Here is a 16365-nt window from a genome sequence, read left to right on the forward strand (position 1 = left end):
GCATCAGAAAGACAAAACCGAAAACGATTAGTACACAGAGAATCTGGTGCAGGTTTATGGTTAGAATTTGTTGATTGATGCTTGAACCGGACTTTTGTGCATAATTGGAATCGTAGATTTTTAGCAGAAAAAAATCGTAAAAAGATTTACAGAACACAAAAATTTATAAATTTGCATGCCTGAAAAAAGCGGGAGTAGCTCAGTGGTAGAGCATCAGCTTCCCAAGCTGAGGGTCGCGGGTTCGATCCCCGTTTCCCGCTCAATTGGAAAAGGAGTCAGATTAGCGTCTTACTCCTTTTTTGTTTTTCGGGAACAACGTGTCATGTTGAAATAAGGCGTGCCTCCCTTGAAAACGCAAGTGTGTTCGTGTGAATATAGAGCAAGTTGTTGATTTTGATTGTGTTGTTGATGAATGCAAATTATTCCTTCGGGCTAATTGTTAGCCAGCATTTCCTTCAAACGGGCAGCCCATTTGAATTTGGAATAATATGTATCTTTGACTTCAATAGTAAATAATGTAACGTATGCGAAGAGTGGTTTTGTTTTTGGCGTTGTTTGTTCCTGTTGTTGTGCTGGCCCAGGTAAACCATGCAGACTCCAATGGATTGCGTCAGGGGAAATGGGAGAAATTTTATTCCAACGGACAAAAAATGTACGAAGGGCAGTTCCTAAACGGAAAGCCGGTGGGAGAGTGGACCCGTTTTCATGAAGGCGGACAGGTGAAAGCAAAAATGAATTATGTCGAAAATTCGGACTCTGCAAATACTCAGCTTTTCGATGTATGGGGGAAAAAAGTTGCAGAAGGTGTTTACCTGAACGAAAAAAGAGAAGGCCGGTGGATTTACTATGCAGACGGGGTGAAAGTTGCCGAGGAAGAATTTGCTCATGGTGTTAAACATGGCGGCTCCAAAACCTATTATCCCTCGGGCGAATTACTGGAAGAGTCGGAATGGCAAAATGGAGTGCAGCAGGGAAATTACAGCGTATTTTTTAAAAACGGTCGTCCGTATATGCAATGCAAATTTCAAAATGGCAAGCGAAATGGCTTGTGCCTTTCATACTTTCAGAACGGGAGAGTAGAGATGGAAGCGCATTATAAAAACAATTTGCGTAACGGTGAGTGGAAATTTAACAACGAGCAGGGTGCGTATTTGTATTCGCTTATTTACGAAGAAGGGCGGCTGCTAAACCCGGAAGTGCGTGACAGTATCGATAACAAGCAAATTCAGAACCTCGAAAACACGCGACATAACATTCCTGACCCGGAAAAATTCATGCAGGATCCCACACAATACATGATGGAAATGCAAAAAAACAGATGATAGTCAGGATATTTCACTAATTTGCGTTGTATTTTGGACGATAGAAAAACGCAAATTAACCAGTCGTTATGAAAGTGCCCTTTTTTCTGATCTTAATAGCTATTTTGTTTGGCGCCATGGAAATTGATGCCCAAAATTATTACTGGGTCGCTTTTCACGACAAGGATAATTCGCCATACTCTCTTTTATTTCCCGAAGAGTTTCTTTCTTCGAAGGCTCTTCAGCGGCGGAGAAATCAAAACATTGCTATCGATTCACTTGATTTGCCGGTAAATCCAAACTATGTGCAGCAGACTTTAGCGTTGGGCGCTACTCTGAAGCACTCGTCGAAATGGTTGAACGGGATTACCGTTAAAGCGTCAGCTGACAGTTTTGTGGAAGAAGCTTTGTTGCTGCCATTTGTTAAAGAAGTTCAGCTCACGAAACGGTCTACCCAAATGAAAAGTGCGTTTAATAAGTTTGCTGAACCTGAATGTTCCGGTAGTGATTTGGATATTGATACCGCTGTGTATGGCGAGTCTGTTCATCAGGTGGCTCAGCTCAACGGACAATTTTTGCATAACAACGGTTTCAGGGGAGAGGAGATGTACATCGCCGTTTTTGATGCAGGATTCTACAAGGCCGATCAGTACCCTGCTTTCGACAGTTTATGGATTAACCGACAGATTGCCGGAATTAAAGATTTTGTAGCTCCGAAAGAGAACTTTTTTGACGGGCATTACCATGGAATGAGCGTGCTTTCAATAATGGGCGGAAATATTGCCGGAAAAATACAGGGAACGGCTCCCAAGGCAACTTATTGGCTTGTCAGGTCGGAAGACCCGGGCTCTGAATTTTTAATTGAAGAGGATAACTGGGTGGCGGCTGCAGAGTTTGCAGACAGTGTGGGGGTAGATATTATTAACTCTTCGTTGGGCTACTTTACTTTCGATGATCCGGCAATGGATCATACCTACGACGATATGGACGGGAAAACAACACGTGTGGCAAAAGCGGCCAATATTGCTGTGGCAAAAGGAATGCTGGTATTTGCCAGTGCCGGAAATGAAGGACGGGAGAATAATCCCTGGAAATACATTATTTCTCCATCGGATGGCGACAGTGTAATTGCGGTGGGGGCAGTCAACAAAGACGGGATTCCGGCACCGTTTACTTCGCGTGGCCCGGCTTCCGATGGCGATGTAAAACCTAACGTATCTGCAATGGGATGGAACACCATTGTTCAACGTAGCAGCGGCACCATCGGAACAGGAAACGGCACGTCCTATTCTTCTCCGGTAATTGCAGGTGCCGCAGCCTGCTTGTGGCAGGCAAATCTTTTGGCCACCGCTTCGCAGGTAAAAAACGCCATTGAACGAAGCGCAAATTTATATTTAACTCCCGACACACTTTCGGGATATGGAATTCCGGATTTGAAAATTGCAGACAAGATTTTAAAAACGGCCATATTCGAAGACCGAGATACGTCTGAAACCTGGTTGGTGTATCCGAATCCGGCATCTGATTATATTGTTTTGCAAAAGCAGAAAATAACTTTGAATAAAAAGGTGCAAATAGCATTTTATTCACTCGACGGAAAACTATTGAAAAAAGAAGAAAAAAATGATGCCGCCCGGATAATGTTGAAAGATTTATATTCACTCCCGCGAGGATTGTTAATTTTACAGATTATTTCCGATGACGAAACGGAAACACTGAAAATTGCAATTAGTCCGTGAAACGATGGAGCAGAAACTGACCCTTTTCGAGTTAAACAGGCAAATAAAAGATGCCCTGAGCAGCGCCATTCCAAAAACTGTTTGGGTTGTTGCCGAAATAAGCGAGTTGAAAGAGAACCGCACCGGACATTGTTATCTGGAGTTGGTGGAGAAAGATGGACGCGAAACCATTGCCCGCGCCAGGGCAACCATTTGGTCGTACACTTATCGAATTTTAAAACCTTATTTCGAAACCACCACCGGGCAGCTTTTTACGCACGGAATTAAAGTGTTGGTTCAGGTTTCGGTGGAGTATCATCCGGCTTACGGTCTGAGCCTGAATATTAAAGATATTGACCCGGCTTATACCGTTGGCGACATGGCGCTGCAGCGAAAAGAAATTATAGAGAAGTTGCAAAGCGAGGGAGTTTTTGATATGAACAAACAGTTGGAACTTCCGTTGGTGCCTCAGAAAATTGCGGTTATTTCGTCGAAAACTGCAGCCGGATATCAGGATTTTATGAAACAGCTTGAATCCAATTCGTACGGCATTAAGTTTTACACTCAGATTTTCGAAGCTTTTATGCAGGGAAACGAAACAGTTCCGTCTGTGATTTCTGCGCTGGACAGGATTTTTGAGTACGAAGATTTTTTTGATGCCGTGGCTATCATCAGAGGAGGAGGTGCAACTGCCGACCTGAGTAGTTTCGATAATTTTGATTTGGCCTATTACGTTACTCAGTTTCCATTGGCGGTAGTTACCGGAATCGGGCACGAAAAAGATGATACTGTTATCGATTTGGTGGCTCACACCCGGCTGAAAACACCTACTGCAGTTGCCGAATTTTTTATTAGCGGCGCCGGACAGTTTTATGAGCATCTGACAGAACTTGAAACAGAGGTGGTTCAGCTTGCCCGCGAAGCTGTTGAAACAAAGCAGGAGCAACTTGGGAAATTTGCAGCCAACCTGCATCGTAATGTCGACGAGTTTATCGACGAAAAGAGTAAGCAGCTTCTTAAAACCGGAAACAGTTTGCAACAACAGGTTAACAGGTTTGCGTTCAATAAAAAATATGAATTGAATAACCTGAAACACAACCTTAATTCTGCCCTTTCCGTTTGGAAAGTGGAGCAAAAAAGCAGCATCGACCGGCAAAAACGTATTTTGAGGAGGGTGGTAATTGAATCATTATTAAAAGAAGAGGCAAATTTTGGCCGGTTGAAGGAGCAGGTGAAACATCGTTTTGTCAGCTTCCTGGCAAAAGAGAAAGAATGGATTTCCCGAAGTGAAAATACGGTTCGTCTGCTGAATCCTGAGAATGTGTTGAAACGCGGATACACTCTGACACTTAAAGGCGGAAAGATTGTTAAGTCGGCAAATTCGCTTCATTTGAATGATGAAATTGAAATCCGTTTTGCCAACGGTAGTGTTAAAAGTAAAATTACAAACAAGGAATAAAATGGCAACAAAAAAAGTAACCTATAGCGAGGCGATTTCTGAAATTGAAGAAATTTTAGAGAAAATTGAAAATGAGGAGCTTGATGTGGATGAACTGGCAGAAAAAGTAAAGCGGGTATCCACACTGCTGAAAATTTGTAAAGATAAACTGCTAAAAACAAACGAGCAGGTAGAACAAATATTAAAAGAAATGGAAGATTAACAAGGATAATTATGACAAAACAAGAATTGGCAAAAACAATAGACCACGCGGTTTTGAAACCCGAATTTACCGATGCGGATTTACGAAAACATGCAAAAATATGCATTGAAAATAAGGTTTTTAGCATGTGCGTAAAACCTTGCGACGTGAAAGCAACGAAGTCTCTTTTGGCAGATAGCGGTGTTAAAGTATCCTGTGTATTGAGTTTCCCTCACGGAGCAGATGCTACTCCGGTAAAAGCTTTTCAGGCTAAGCAGGCCATCGACGACGGTGTGGACGAAATCGATATGGTTATGAATATCGGGAAATTTCTGAGCGAAGATTATCGGTATGTTACAGACGACATCAGGGCAGTTGTAGATGTTGCTCACCAGCATAATGTGCCGGTTAAGGTAATTCAGGAAAGCGGTTTTTTAACGCTTGAACAGGTGAAAAAAGCGTGCCTGGTTGCGTTGGATGCCGGAGCCGATTTTGTAAAAACTTCTACCGGTTTTGGCCCGGGTAAAGCAACTCCCGAGGTTATTGATGTAATGGTAAAAACTGTTGGCGATAAAATGAAAGTGAAAGCATCGGGCGGAATACGTACATGGGACGATGCAGTCGCTTTTTTGGAACAAGGCGCCGACCGGCTCGGAATTGGTTCAACCGAAGCAGTTTTGAACGGGGCGAAGGCCGATGGAAACTATTAATTTTAATACTTCAAATAAAACCGGCATATTTGTAATCCTTGCTGAAAAGGAGAAAACATGTATTTTTTAAACGGGGATCGAGATTATATAAAGCCAAAAGGCACTTGCGCTTTGCTGGACGAGCAGGTGCAAGACATTTTTAGGCAACTGAAAAAAATCAATTCAGGGAAGAGAATATTCAAGTTGAATTTTTTTGCGGACACCACTTCTGCAGATGATTACAATAAACTGCAACGCGGGTTGAAGCAGTTGGTGGCTGAGCACTTTGAGCATTCTGTTATTTGTGCTTTAATTGCGCAACCTCCCTTAACCTGCCGCATTTTGGCAGAGGCTTTTTATTTTGATTTTTCTTTATGGGAAGCAGATTCAGTCCTTACTGAAAATGGTTCTGCAATGCTTTTCAAAAGAGACGATGTAAAGGTTTTGGTCGGAAATGCCCAGGCTGATTACGCTTCGGATTGCCACGGCAGTTCTGATGCGGCATTTTTAGCTTTTGGGGAACTGCTCCAAAAGTCAGGGATACCGCTTGACGCTGTTGTGAGGCAGTGGAATTACATCGAAAATATTACTGGTTTTGATGGCTCCAGCCAGCGTTATCAGGAATTTAATAATGTGCGAACCGATTTTTACGCAGGACATTTTAATGAAAACGGATATCCGGCAGCTACCGGAATTGGAATGAACAGGGGTGGGGTAATAATTGAGTTTGTAGCTGTGAGTGCCCCCAATGTATTGAGTTTACCTCTCGATAATCCGGAACAGGTTTCTGCGCACGAATACAGTGGAGAAGTTTTGGTCGGCATGGAAAATTCGTGCAAATCAACGCCAAAGTTTGAGCGTGCCCGCTACCTGGAGTTATTTGGGAAAAAGCAGGTGTTTATTTCCGGAACTGCCTCCATTCGGGGAGAGCTGACCGTTGGAATTGACGACCCGGTTGAACAAACCAAAGTTACAATTCAGAACATGCAGCGTTTGTACTCCCGCGATGTTTTGTCTGCCGTTCCCGGAAATTCGCTTCGCCCGGTGTACGGGCATGCACGTGTTTACGTTAAAAACCGGAAAGATTTTGCAGCCATCAAAAAAACATTTAAAAGTTATTATGGAAACTTGCCGGTGGTTTATATTGTTGCAGATATTTGCCGCGAAAATTTGTTGATGGAAATAGAAGGGAAAGTAATATTGAAGTAGAGCTTTTGTTTGGGAAAAATTGAACACGTGGATTTTTAGACGAAATACATCAATCAACAAAATAGAACTTTCAAAAATTATTACCGGAACGCTGGATATAATGAACAAAAAAAGCTGCCTTTAAATGAATAAAGACAGCTTCTTTTATTGGAATTCGTCGTTTTTACTTGTCGTTGCTTGCTGTTGCTGTTTTAGAACCGCTGCAGCATCCTTCAGCTTTTGCCGTGGTTTTCTTGTCTGCGCAACCTTCAGCTTTTGCTGCTGATTTAGTTCCTGAACATCCTTCAGCTTTTGCAGCAGATTTGGTCTCAGAACAACCTTCTGACTTGGCTTTTGCACAACCTTCAGCTTTTGCTTCGCTGCAGCCTTTAGTTGCTTTTGCCTTTGGAGTTTCTTCGTCCTGAACTGTTTCGTTTTTGTCAACAACCACAGTTACATTCTCTTTTTCATTGTTGTTTACAACTACACTTGCAGTAGAAACCGACAGTCCGTAAACCATAACTAATGCTAATACAAAAAATACTTTTTTCATCTTTTTCTAATTTTGGGATTTTACAATAAAATCTGTTTTAATAATCTCAGTTTCAATAATAATAACAAAGCATGTTAAATCCAAAAGAATATTAATATTTTTTTGTCTTTTATGCTTGATTATTCGGCAAGTTGTTGAATTATAGTCTTTTTTGTTTGTTTGTGCATTGCGGAAATACTGAACCTTTAACTGTTGTGTTCGAAAATGTTGCAAGAGTTATGCAGAAACCGAACCCGTTTTTTCCGGCTTTTTGTCTGCAATTGAAAATTTATTCGTACTCATTTTGAGGGACAATTGTCTGGAACGTAAATTTCTGGAAAATAGCAAAACGTTATTCATATAAATGTATGATTTTTGTTATACCCTTAATCCGCACAAAATGCAGTGAGTTAGGGTGCGGTTTATTTTTTTGAAATGTTACCTTTACGAGCACGGAATGTAACACAATGCACAGTTTGATTACCAATAATTAAAACTTGAATAGATGAAGAAAAAAATTATCCACTTAGATAATATTACAAAGAATTATAAGGTAGGCACGCAGGTTGTCAGAGCCCTTCGTACAATATCTCTCGATATTTATGAAGGTGAATATGTAGCCATAATGGGAGCTTCCGGTTCAGGAAAATCTACTTTGATGAATATTATTGGTTGCCTGGATACTCCGTCGGGAGGAACTTACATTTTGAACGAAAGAGATGTGAGCCGGCTGTCAGACAATCAGCTTGCCGAAATCCGGAATGCGGAAATCGGCTTTGTTTTTCAGGTTTTTAATCTGCTTCCCCGAAGTACTGCGCTGGAAAATGTGATGCTTCCGATGGTTTACGCGGGTGTTCGAAAACACGACCGAAAACAGCGTGCAACCGATACACTTAACGATGTTGGGCTTACTGACAGGATGCATCACCGGCCAAACGAACTCTCGGGCGGGCAGCGCCAGCGTGTTGCAATTGCCAGGGCGCTGGTTAATCGTCCTTCCATTTTACTGGCCGACGAGCCCACGGGAAACCTCGACTCTGTAATTTCTGAGGATATTATGAAGCTTTTTGCGGACATACATCGCAAGGGAAATACGTTGGTTATGGTTACCCACGAGTTGGATATTGCAAAACATGCGCACCGCATTATCAAATTGAAAGACGGGGAAGTTGAAACCGATGAAATAAATCCCAACCCGGTTTATTAAATGTTACGTTATGTCTAAAGAGTTTAAAATTTACACCAAAACCGGTGACGATGGTTCTACCGGGCTAGTGGGCGGTTCAAGGGTAAAAAAGTACGATATAAGGCTGGAAGCTTATGGAACGGTTGACGAGTTGAATGCGTTAATAGGGGTAATTCGTTCAGCTAAATTGCCGGAAAATCATGCTGCAACTCTGGTCGAAATACAGAATAAGCTTTTCAATATTGGTTCTCTTTTGGCTTCAGATGAAAGAGGAAGGGCTTTTACAGAGCGCCTTTCAATAACAGAGCAAAATATTTCTTTTTTGGAAAACGCCATAGATGAAATGGAAGAGGGATTGCCGGCTTTGAAGCATTTTATTTTGCCTGGCGGCGATTTTGCTGCAGCGCAGTGTCATGTGGCCAGAACAGTATGCCGGAGGGCAGAAAGACGAATACTTGAGTTCGCAGAAAAAGAGGAAGTACAACCCGAAATTGTAAAATATGTGAATCGCCTGTCAGATTTTTTATTTGTGTTGGCTCGTAAACTGGCCGTCAACAGCGGGATTGAGGAGAGTCCGTGGAAACAATCTTAAAAATAAACACATCAGGTGTTTTTCATATCATTTTTTTATTATATTCGCGGCATTGAAAAAACGAAAATAACCGCTTAAATCCATAAAAATGTATTGGACTCTGGAATTAGCTTCGAAATTGGAAGATGCGCCCTGGCCGGCAAGCAAAGACGAACTGATTGACTATGCCATTCGGTCTGGTGCTCCTCTTGAAGTAATTGAAAATCTGCAGGAAATTGAAGACGAAGGCGAAATTTACGAGAGTATCGAAGATATTTGGCCTGATTATCCGAGTAAGGATGATTTCTTTTTCAATGAAGATGAGTATTAAGTATTAACAGGAAAAAAATAGAGAAGAAGCAGGTTTTTTACAGCCTGCTTTTTTTTTGTTATACGCTGGCAAGCAATCCTCCGTCAACGCTCAAAATATTCCCGTTTACATAATTGCTGGCATCAGACGATAGAAATATTGCAGCGCCAATCAATTCTGCCGGTTGTCCCCAGCGTTTGGCAGGTGTTCTGTTGCACAGCCACTTGTCGAATTCCGGATCGTTTTTTAGCGGAAGGGTAAGTTCTGTTTCGAAATACCCGGGAGCAATTCCGTTTACCTGAATGTTGTTCCCGCCCCATTCTGTGGCAAGTGCCCTGGTGAGCATTTTTATTCCTCCTTTGGAAACGGTGTAAGGAACAATGGTGGGTCTGCCCAGCTCACTTTGCATCGAACAGATGTTGATGATTTTTCCGGCTGCTCGTTTTATCATATAACGACCCACAACCTGCGAAACAATCATTGCTCCGTTTACGTTTATATCCAGCACTGTTTTCCAGTCGCCTTCGTCAAAATCTTCAAAAGGTCCCCTGATGTTAATTCCTGCATTGTTTACAAGAATGTCGATTGAGCCGGTGTTGTTTTCGTACTCGCTAATTGCTTTGTTTACTGCATTAGAATCGGTCACGTCAAAAACCAGTTTGTCAACTGTAAAACCTTGTTTCTGAAGTTTGTCTTCTGCATCGGTTAACTTCGATTCATTACGGCCGTTCAGAATAATTCGGGCTCCTGCGCCCGCCAGTCCTTCGGCAATGGCCAGTCCAATTCCGCTTCCGGAGCCTGTTATCAACGCTGTTTTCCCTTTCAGGTTAAATAAGGATAGTGAATTCATTATGACAATTTAAAGTTTGCTTTTTAGTTTTTTCAAAGGTAGTAAATCGAATTCGCCAAAATGTATTTCTTCTTTGAATTCGGCAACGAATTTACGGTTTAATAAAAATAACTCGCTGTTGAATTTGTCCTGAGGATAAGTGTTTTCCGGCGTGAATTTTTCAAAATCGAACTGCGTAAAGTTCAGTTCGCAGGTCGAGAGCTCCCATTCATCATCGTCGTTGGTGTAAAGCAACGGAAGCCCGTGTGTGCGGCAAATCATTGGTCTCGATTCGTAAATTGCACAAACATGATTTTTCAGGAAAACGCAATCTCCTTCCTCCATATTTTCCTCTTCCGGTAGTTCTTCTGTATTTAAATTCCGGGTCTTTAATTCATCCAGAATCGAATAGAATTCCAGGGGCAAAATGCTGTAGTCCATGCAGCATAAGTCGCACCCTTTTTTGCATTGCATATTCCCGGCATGTTCTTTCAATAATTTGTCAGACGCATTGTCTATCTCTTTTCGTAGCTGTCTGTATGCGATAAAATGTTTTTCCATAATTTACGTTGGATTGTCTGGCAAAATTCGCGAAATTTTCGCAGAAAACAGGAACAAAGTAGTATCTTGTGCGCAACGAACCAGAACAGAACAGTTTAAAAAAAGGACAGCAATGAAAAAAATCTTACTTTACCTGGCTATTGTTTTAGCCGGAGTTCCTGCCGCGGCGCAATATGTGAATTTTGACTTTCTCGACTACAATCTTCCCCTGGATGAAAGAGTGGATATTTTGGTTTCGCAAATGACTTTGCAGGAAAAAGTGGATCAAATGGTGTACGATTCCAAGGAAATTCCGCGACTGGGCATTCCGGCGTACAACTGGTGGAACGAAAGCCTGCATGGCGTTGCAAGGGCAGGTTATGCAACTGTTTTTCCTCAGTCGATTACCATTGCTGCTTCCTGGGATAAAGATTTGATGTTGTGTGTTTCAACGGCTATTTCAGATGAGGCGCGTGCCAAGTACAACGATTTTATTCGCCGCGGAAAACGAGGTATTTACCAGGGATTGACTTTTTGGTCGCCCAACATTAATATTTTCAGGGATCCGCGTTGGGGGCGCGGGCACGAAACCTACGGAGAAGATCCGTTTCTTACCGGGCAAATGGGACTTCAATTTGTAAAAGGGTTGCAGGGAGATAATCCCAACTACCTGAAAACAATTGCCACTGCAAAACATTACGCGGTTCATTCGGGACCGGAACCATTGAGGCACGAGTTTAATGCGATGGTGAATGACCGTGATTTGCGGGAAACCTACTTGCCGGCGTTTCGTTCGCTGGTGGTTGATGGTGGTGTCTATTCAATAATGTGTGCATACAACCAGTATCGTGGGCTTCCATGTTGTGCAAACCGCTATCTCGATGATATCCTCCGGAAAGAGTGGGGATTTAACGGTTACGTGGTTTCCGATTGCTGGGCGATTTCCGATTTTTATACTTTTCAGGGGTTTTCTGCAGATGCTGCCGAGGCTTCGGCTGTTGCTGTGAAAGGAGGTACTGATCTGAATTGCGGCATTTCCTACGCGCAGCTGAAAAAGGCTGTTGAGCAAAATTTAATTGATGAAGAGTATATTGATGTTGCCGTAAAAAGGCTTTTTAAAGCACGTTTTAAATTGGGAATGTTCGATCCCGAAGAAATAGTGCCTTATTCGCAAATTCCGTTTTCGGTAAATGCATCTGGCAAACATGCAGAGCTGGCTTTGGAAGCTTCAAAAAAAAGCATTGTTTTACTAAAGAATGAAAACAAAGCCCTGCCGCTTTCAAAGAACATAAAAAAGCTCGCGGTAATTGGGCCCAATGCCGACAATTGGGAAGCTCTTTTGGGAAACTACAACGGAGTCCCCAAAAATCCGGTTACGGTTTTGGCGGGGCTGAGAAGCAAGCTCAAAAATACCGAAATTCTTTTTGCTGAAGGGAGTCATCTGGCTGAAGGAATTTCAAACCTGCATCCTGTTCCCGGCGAGTTTCTGGTAACAGAAAAAGGCGAACCGGGAGTTGTTGGTGAGTATTTTGGCAATGCCAATCTCGAAGGAAATCCGGTTTTTACACGGATTGATTCCAATATCGATTTTTATTGGGAATCGGAAGCACCGTCGCCAGTGTTGCCCGACGACGATTTTTCCGTCAGGTGGACTGGGTATCTCGCTCCTCCGGTTTCCGGAGAGTACAAAATTGGTTCGTGGGGAATGCCCACTCTCGAAATTTGGCTGGAAGGGGAAAGAATTTTGAGGTTTAACAGCGAACACCATTCTGCCCATCAGGAGACGGCTGTTGACCTGGAAGCAGGCAAAAAATATAAGTTTGTTTACGAGTATAAAAACTGGCATGGCGATGGCGACGCCCGGTTTTTGTGGGCTGTTCCTAATCCGAATATGGTACAGGAAGCTGTTGAAGCCGCCGAGAAAGCAGATGCCGTAGTTTTGGTTCTGGGACTGTCGCAACGCCTCGAAGGCGAAGAGATGAATGTGGAAGTGGACGGTTTTAAAGGTGGTGATCGTACAAAATTACTTTTGCCGCAATTGCAGCGGGATTTGATGGACGCCGTGCAAAAAACAGGGAAACCCGTTGTTTTGGTTTTGCTTAACGGAAGTGCGCTGGCCATTAACCGGGCCGATGAATATCTGGATGCCATCCTCTCTGCAGGATATCCCGGACAGGAAGGCGGCCACGCCGTTGCCGACGTGCTGTTTGGTGATTATAATCCTGCCGGTCGTTTGCCGGTTACCTATTACAAGTCGGTTAACCAGTTGCCTTCTTTCGAAGAATACAATATGAACGGCCGTACTTACCGCTATTTTAGTGGCGAACCGCTTTATCCGTTTGGGTACGGATTGAGTTACACTACATTCGAATATGAAAATTTGCAGGTGCCGGCCGAAATAAAAACCGGCGATTCGTTAATTGTAAAAGTGAAAGTAACAAACACTGGTTTGTTAGCCGGAGAGGAAGTAGTGCAATTGTACATTTCAGACGAAGAGGCTTCTACTCCGCGGCCCCGCCTGCAATTGGAAGGTTTTGAACGGGTGTTTCTTCAACCCGGTGAGTCGAAAGTAGTGGAAATGACATTGTCGCCGCGTCAGTTTTCTATGATTGGTACGGACGATGAGCGAATTATTGAACCGGGCTGGGTTACCGTTTCTGCCGGTGGAGGACAACCCGGGGCAAAAGGTGCTGTAACAGTTTCCGGCAGGGTAAATCTTACCGGAGATGTGGTGAGGCTGGATTAGAATGAAATCTGTTTTTGTTTCATTGAGAACGCCGGATTATAAACTGTGCCACTCCAAAAGAATCGACAAGAAGAAATTTCGTGGGTTCCCGGGATAATAATATCTGGGCGGGGTACTGCCAAATGAGGACGCATTTACAGCAAGCATTGCTGCATAACGAATATCGAGAATATTTTGCACACCGGTTTTTATTTCAATCCGAAATGCCTTTGTTTCGCCACTGTACCAAATTTCTGCATTGGTAAGTCCGTAGGCAGAAGAGAATGATGTGTTGGCGTCGTTTACGGGCATTTTTCCCACGAAGCGGTGCCAGGCTTTTGTGCCAATGTTTTTGGTCAATCGAAAATCTCCGGCAAGCAGCCAGTTGGTGCGAGCCGTACCCGGAAGCAAATTTCCCGAATAGTTTTGTTCTTCATCAACAAAATCCAGAAAGCGGTAGTTGGCGAGAGTCGCATTTCCGTTCAATGTTAACGAAGGGAATGAACCCGGGTTCAATGCTGCCCATTTTATTTCGGCTTCCAGTCCGGGATGCAGCGATTTCCCGGCATTCACTCCAACGTACGCATCGTCACCGGTGCGCCGGGCAACCAGTAAATTATTTATGTAAATGCGGTAATAACTAACGGTTGCGCTGAGTTTGTCGTTTCGGCTGGCTCGCACACCAACCTCCAGGTTCCAGCCGGTTTCCGGTTTTATTTCCGGATTAATTTGTCCTTCGGGCAGCAGTGTTTCTTCAAACGACGGAGTTGAAAAGCCATGGCTGGCATTTCCGAAAAAAGAAAAAGTGCTGGAAACATGGTAACTGGCCCCGATGCGTGGAGAAAGTACCGGTTTGTAGGAACGGTCTCCCGATTGATTTCCGTCGGCCAGAAAATTGTCGGAGTAATTGAAACGGGTCAGGTTGCCGTTAACGCCGGCAGAAAGGAAAACATTATCCCGAAAGTTTGCCTCCATTTGCACGAACAGGTTTTCGTAGGAACGCTTTTCGTGATTGTCGGAAAGCGCTTCTTGTGGAGCGTCATTCGACCAGGTTGACCAGAAATAGTTTTCCCGGAAAAATTCAAATCCGGAGGTAAAAGTAAATTTGTTTGTTGCACTGGCGATGGTTTTCTGGTAATAACTTCTCCATCCCAGGTACGTAGAATTTTCTTTCAGAAGGTTAAACGGGCGCAGTTCGTCGGCATTTCTGAAGCTTCCGAAAGCGGCAATCGACAGTTTGTTCTGTCTTTCTGATTTTACATCCAGCGAAAGTCCAAGCTGACCTTTGGTGTAGTCTTCGTTTCCCCGAATTTCTTTCCAGTTTGCAGCCGCTTTTTCCGGACTGTTCAGGAAAGTTTCCAAATCAATGGAGCTGGGAATGAAGGCTTTCATTTTTGTAATTTTTACCAACGCAGAGAGGTTCGTTTTTTCGGAAATGGCATATTGGGGATAAACAACAAAGCTTGCCCGGTTGGTTGCGTTGTTTTCTCTAAACCCCTCGCTGTTCAGTACTGAGCCGAGTGTAAATATGCTCAGGCTTTTTTGTTTGAATCCGGCGGTGAAGGTGTTTTTGTAGGAATTGAACGAAGCCACGGTTGCCTGATGTTTTGCAAAGTTCTTTTTTGTGTTTTTCGGATGGAAAAGAATTGTTCCGCCCAGCCCGGCTCCGAACAAACTCGAAGAAGGGCCTTTGATAATTTCGATGCGTTGAACAGCAGAGTTTTCAATGTCTTCAAGTGTTGTTTCTCCGTCGCCGCTGCTCAACGGAATTTCCCCGAAATAGGCTTTTATTTTGTTGGTTGCGTATGGCGTTCGCGACCCTATTCCACGAATGGTCAGCCGGTTTGTTGCCAAAGTTCCATGGTGCATAAATACGCCCGGAACCTGATTCAGCGCTTCAACGGGAGTAAATGCGCTTCCGGTTTCGAGCTGGGTGGGCGCAATTAAATGAATCGGAGCGGGAGTGTTGAAAAGATTGTATGGGCTGCGAAATGCTGTTACTGTAACTTCGTCGATTTTTTTGGAAAGTGCGGTGGTGTCTTTTTTCGCTATGGATTCAGAATTAAGTAAATCCTTTTCCTGCGCTCCAATCCAGGATGGGCGGAACACTATAAATGCAATTAAAATCAATAATCGAAGTATTTTCATTCCTGCTAAAACTCGTTTAATGCCTGCCGGCAATACAAAAGCTAATCTATTAAAATAGACAAACGGGCTGTTTTGTTCGCACTTTGTGGATTTTAATAAATGGTTAGCGCAGATAGATGATTATGCTGAAAGTATTTAAATGGTTCGTTTTATTGAAATAGGTTTTGTTGCCGATTGATTGAAACTACCTCATGTTGTCAAGCATTTCGTTTATTCTTTCTGTAACTTTTTGTGCAAGGGCGCGGCTTCCTTCTTCGGTGAAATGTACGTTGTTAGGCAGTTGTAAATCGTTCATCCGCGGAATCATAAAAGCATAAAGATTATTGATCGCTATTCCGTTTTTGTTCATGATTTTTACCGCAACCTTGTTGTATTTTTTCGGCATTCCCGGTTTCCGCGACCCGTTGACAACGTCCGGATAGGGCGTTGTTGTAGCAAAAATAAGTTTTGCTCCGGTTGTTTTCAGCTTTTCAACAATAATTTCGAGGTTCTTCTTGTACTGCCCCGGATCGGCCTGTTGCGGGTGTTTCGGGTTCTGACTGTTTTTTCCGGTAGCCGGGTCCACATGTTTTATATCGTGCAGCCCGAAATTAAAGTGAATAATATCCCATTTCTTCTGGCCAAGCCATCGGTCAATATTTTTAACACCGCTGGTTGTCCCCTGGCAATTTTCAGGTTTTCCGTTGTCCTTCATCGGGCGAAAAACATTGGCCTTTCCGTTTAGCAACTCCCGCACAAACGGAGTGTAGCCAATTGATATGGAATCGCCCAAAAGCAGAATGTTTGGGAGTTCGTTGTTAAAAAGAGTGACAAATGAATTTGGACTGGCCAGCAACGGCGATGCAAACAAGGTTTTTTGCAGAAACTCTCTTCTTGAATTCATATTTGCTGCGATTAGATTCAACCTGAAATTCAACCGGTTTATTTTGCTAATCTACTAAAACCGCGCGTGAAACGATTCAAAATGAGTTGATTTTTTGCATCTGTT

15 protein-coding genes and 1 tRNA gene are annotated in these 16365 nt (G+C 43.2%); 11 read left to right on the forward strand and 5 right to left on the reverse strand.

Translation table 11 applies throughout. The annotated features are described in order from the left end of the window. Positions 1 to 188: 188 nt before the first annotated feature. The 7 genes from BUB08_RS04850 (at position 189) to BUB08_RS04880 (ending at position 6557) form a co-directional block, all read left to right on the forward strand. A tRNA-Gly gene (locus tag BUB08_RS04850) sits at positions 189 to 260 on the forward strand. A gap of 264 nt (positions 261 to 524) precedes the next feature. Beyond that, positions 525 to 1322 carry a toxin-antitoxin system YwqK family antitoxin gene (locus tag BUB08_RS04855; RefSeq protein WP_072999438.1) on the forward strand — a complete coding sequence of 266 codons (798 nt, stop codon included), beginning with the start codon at positions 525 to 527 and terminating at the stop codon, positions 1320 to 1322. 68 nt (positions 1323 to 1390) lie between these two features. Further along, positions 1391 to 3040 (forward strand): S8 family serine peptidase, encoded by a 1650-nt coding sequence (locus tag BUB08_RS04860; RefSeq protein ID WP_072999439.1) that lies wholly within the window; start codon positions 1391 to 1393, stop codon positions 3038 to 3040. 4 nt (positions 3041 to 3044) lie between these two features. After that, positions 3045 to 4478: an exodeoxyribonuclease VII large subunit gene (gene xseA / locus BUB08_RS04865; RefSeq protein ID WP_072999441.1), complete on the forward strand. Its 1434-nt coding sequence runs from the start codon at positions 3045 to 3047 to the stop codon at positions 4476 to 4478. A gap of 1 nt (position 4479) precedes the next feature. Then, the gene (gene xseB / locus BUB08_RS04870) at positions 4480 to 4680 is read left to right on the forward strand and encodes an exodeoxyribonuclease VII small subunit (protein WP_072999874.1); all 201 of its coding nucleotides are present in this window, start codon (positions 4480 to 4482) and stop codon (positions 4678 to 4680) included. A gap of 11 nt (positions 4681 to 4691) precedes the next feature. After that, positions 4692 to 5369, forward strand: coding sequence for a deoxyribose-phosphate aldolase (gene deoC / locus BUB08_RS04875; protein ID WP_072999442.1), 678 nt, complete (start codon positions 4692 to 4694; stop codon positions 5367 to 5369). A 57-nt stretch (positions 5370 to 5426) separates the two neighbouring features. After that, positions 5427 to 6557: a chorismate transformation FkbO/Hyg5 family protein gene (locus BUB08_RS04880; protein ID WP_072999443.1), complete on the forward strand. Its 1131-nt coding sequence runs from the start codon at positions 5427 to 5429 to the stop codon at positions 6555 to 6557. A 163-nt stretch (positions 6558 to 6720) separates the two neighbouring features. On the opposite strand, the gene BUB08_RS04885 is transcribed toward BUB08_RS04880, so the two are convergent. Next, positions 6721 to 7089, reverse strand: a complete 369-nt coding sequence (locus BUB08_RS04885; protein ID WP_072999444.1) for a hypothetical protein — start codon at positions 7087 to 7089, stop codon at positions 6721 to 6723. Positions 7090 to 7573: 484 nt separating this feature from the next. Here BUB08_RS04885 and BUB08_RS04890 point away from each other — a divergent pair, with 484 nt between their 5' ends. The 3 genes from BUB08_RS04890 to BUB08_RS04900 all read left to right on the forward strand — a co-directional run bounded on the left by BUB08_RS04890 (position 7574) and on the right by BUB08_RS04900 (position 9156). Continuing rightward, positions 7574 to 8275 carry an ABC transporter ATP-binding protein gene (locus BUB08_RS04890; RefSeq protein WP_072999446.1) on the forward strand — a complete coding sequence of 234 codons (702 nt, stop codon included), beginning with the start codon at positions 7574 to 7576 and terminating at the stop codon, positions 8273 to 8275. A gap of 10 nt (positions 8276 to 8285) precedes the next feature. After that, the gene (locus BUB08_RS04895; RefSeq protein WP_072999447.1) at positions 8286 to 8846 is read left to right on the forward strand and encodes a cob(I)yrinic acid a,c-diamide adenosyltransferase; all 561 of its coding nucleotides are present in this window, start codon (positions 8286 to 8288) and stop codon (positions 8844 to 8846) included. A gap of 88 nt (positions 8847 to 8934) precedes the next feature. Then, positions 8935 to 9156 carry a DUF2795 domain-containing protein gene (locus BUB08_RS04900; RefSeq protein WP_053183863.1) on the forward strand — a complete coding sequence of 74 codons (222 nt, stop codon included), beginning with the start codon at positions 8935 to 8937 and terminating at the stop codon, positions 9154 to 9156. A 58-nt stretch (positions 9157 to 9214) separates the two neighbouring features. On the opposite strand, the gene BUB08_RS04905 is transcribed toward BUB08_RS04900, so the two are convergent. Beyond that, positions 9215 to 9985 carry an SDR family oxidoreductase gene (locus tag BUB08_RS04905; protein WP_072999449.1) on the reverse strand — a complete coding sequence of 257 codons (771 nt, stop codon included), beginning with the start codon at positions 9983 to 9985 and terminating at the stop codon, positions 9215 to 9217. 9 nt (positions 9986 to 9994) lie between these two features. Further along, positions 9995 to 10525 (reverse strand): YkgJ family cysteine cluster protein, encoded by a 531-nt coding sequence (locus BUB08_RS04910; protein ID WP_072999451.1) that lies wholly within the window; start codon positions 10523 to 10525, stop codon positions 9995 to 9997. Between the two features lie 112 nt (positions 10526 to 10637). On the opposite strand from BUB08_RS04910, the gene BUB08_RS04915 reads away from it, so the two are divergent. Beyond that, positions 10638 to 13250, forward strand: a complete 2613-nt coding sequence (locus BUB08_RS04915) for a glycoside hydrolase family 3 C-terminal domain-containing protein (RefSeq protein ID WP_072999876.1) — start codon at positions 10638 to 10640, stop codon at positions 13248 to 13250. Between the two features lie 36 nt (positions 13251 to 13286). On the opposite strand, the gene BUB08_RS04920 is transcribed toward BUB08_RS04915, so the two are convergent. Together BUB08_RS04920 and BUB08_RS04925 are read right to left on the reverse strand one after the other, a co-directional pair. Beyond that, complete coding sequence (locus tag BUB08_RS04920; protein ID WP_072999453.1) at positions 13287 to 15377, reverse strand: TonB-dependent receptor; 2091 nt, start codon at positions 15375 to 15377, stop codon at positions 13287 to 13289. A 184-nt stretch (positions 15378 to 15561) separates the two neighbouring features. Then, on the reverse strand, positions 15562 to 16260 hold the full coding sequence (locus tag BUB08_RS04925) for an SGNH/GDSL hydrolase family protein (protein WP_072999455.1): 699 nt from the start codon (positions 16258 to 16260) through the stop codon (positions 15562 to 15564). Positions 16261 to 16365 lie beyond the last annotated feature (105 nt).

It is taken from the genome of Mariniphaga anaerophila (assembly GCF_900129025.1).
Taxonomy (GTDB): domain Bacteria; phylum Bacteroidota; class Bacteroidia; order Bacteroidales; family Prolixibacteraceae; genus Mariniphaga; species Mariniphaga anaerophila.

Excerpts from the sequence above, each read along its gene's own strand:
- BUB08_RS04880 (WP_072999443.1), top strand. The coding sequence starts at position 5,427 with ATGTATTTTTTAAACGGGGATCGAGATTATATAAAGCCAAAAGGCACT.
- BUB08_RS04895 (WP_072999447.1), top strand. The coding sequence starts at position 8,286 with ATGTCTAAAGAGTTTAAAATTTACACCAAAACCGGTGACGATGGTTCT.
- BUB08_RS04890 (WP_072999446.1), top strand. The coding sequence starts at position 7,574 with ATGAAGAAAAAAATTATCCACTTAGATAATATTACAAAGAATTATAAG.
- BUB08_RS04915 (WP_072999876.1), top strand. The coding sequence starts at position 10,638 with ATGAAAAAAATCTTACTTTACCTGGCTATTGTTTTAGCCGGAGTTCCT.
- BUB08_RS04905 (WP_072999449.1), bottom strand. The coding sequence starts at position 9,985 with ATGAATTCACTATCCTTATTTAACCTGAAAGGGAAAACAGCGTTGATA.
- deoC (WP_072999442.1), top strand. The coding sequence starts at position 4,692 with ATGACAAAACAAGAATTGGCAAAAACAATAGACCACGCGGTTTTGAAA.
- xseA (WP_072999441.1), top strand. The coding sequence starts at position 3,045 with ATGGAGCAGAAACTGACCCTTTTCGAGTTAAACAGGCAAATAAAAGAT.
- BUB08_RS04925 (WP_072999455.1), bottom strand. The coding sequence starts at position 16,260 with ATGAATTCAAGAAGAGAGTTTCTGCAAAAAACCTTGTTTGCATCGCCG.
- BUB08_RS04910 (WP_072999451.1), bottom strand. The coding sequence starts at position 10,525 with ATGGAAAAACATTTTATCGCATACAGACAGCTACGAAAAGAGATAGAC.
- BUB08_RS04885 (WP_072999444.1), bottom strand. The coding sequence starts at position 7,089 with ATGAAAAAAGTATTTTTTGTATTAGCATTAGTTATGGTTTACGGACTG.
- BUB08_RS04920 (WP_072999453.1), bottom strand. The coding sequence starts at position 15,377 with ATGAAAATACTTCGATTATTGATTTTAATTGCATTTATAGTGTTCCGC.
- BUB08_RS04855 (WP_072999438.1), top strand. The coding sequence starts at position 525 with ATGCGAAGAGTGGTTTTGTTTTTGGCGTTGTTTGTTCCTGTTGTTGTG.
- BUB08_RS04860 (WP_072999439.1), top strand. The coding sequence starts at position 1,391 with ATGAAAGTGCCCTTTTTTCTGATCTTAATAGCTATTTTGTTTGGCGCC.
- xseB (WP_072999874.1), top strand. The coding sequence starts at position 4,480 with ATGGCAACAAAAAAAGTAACCTATAGCGAGGCGATTTCTGAAATTGAA.
- BUB08_RS04900 (WP_053183863.1), top strand. The coding sequence starts at position 8,935 with ATGTATTGGACTCTGGAATTAGCTTCGAAATTGGAAGATGCGCCCTGG.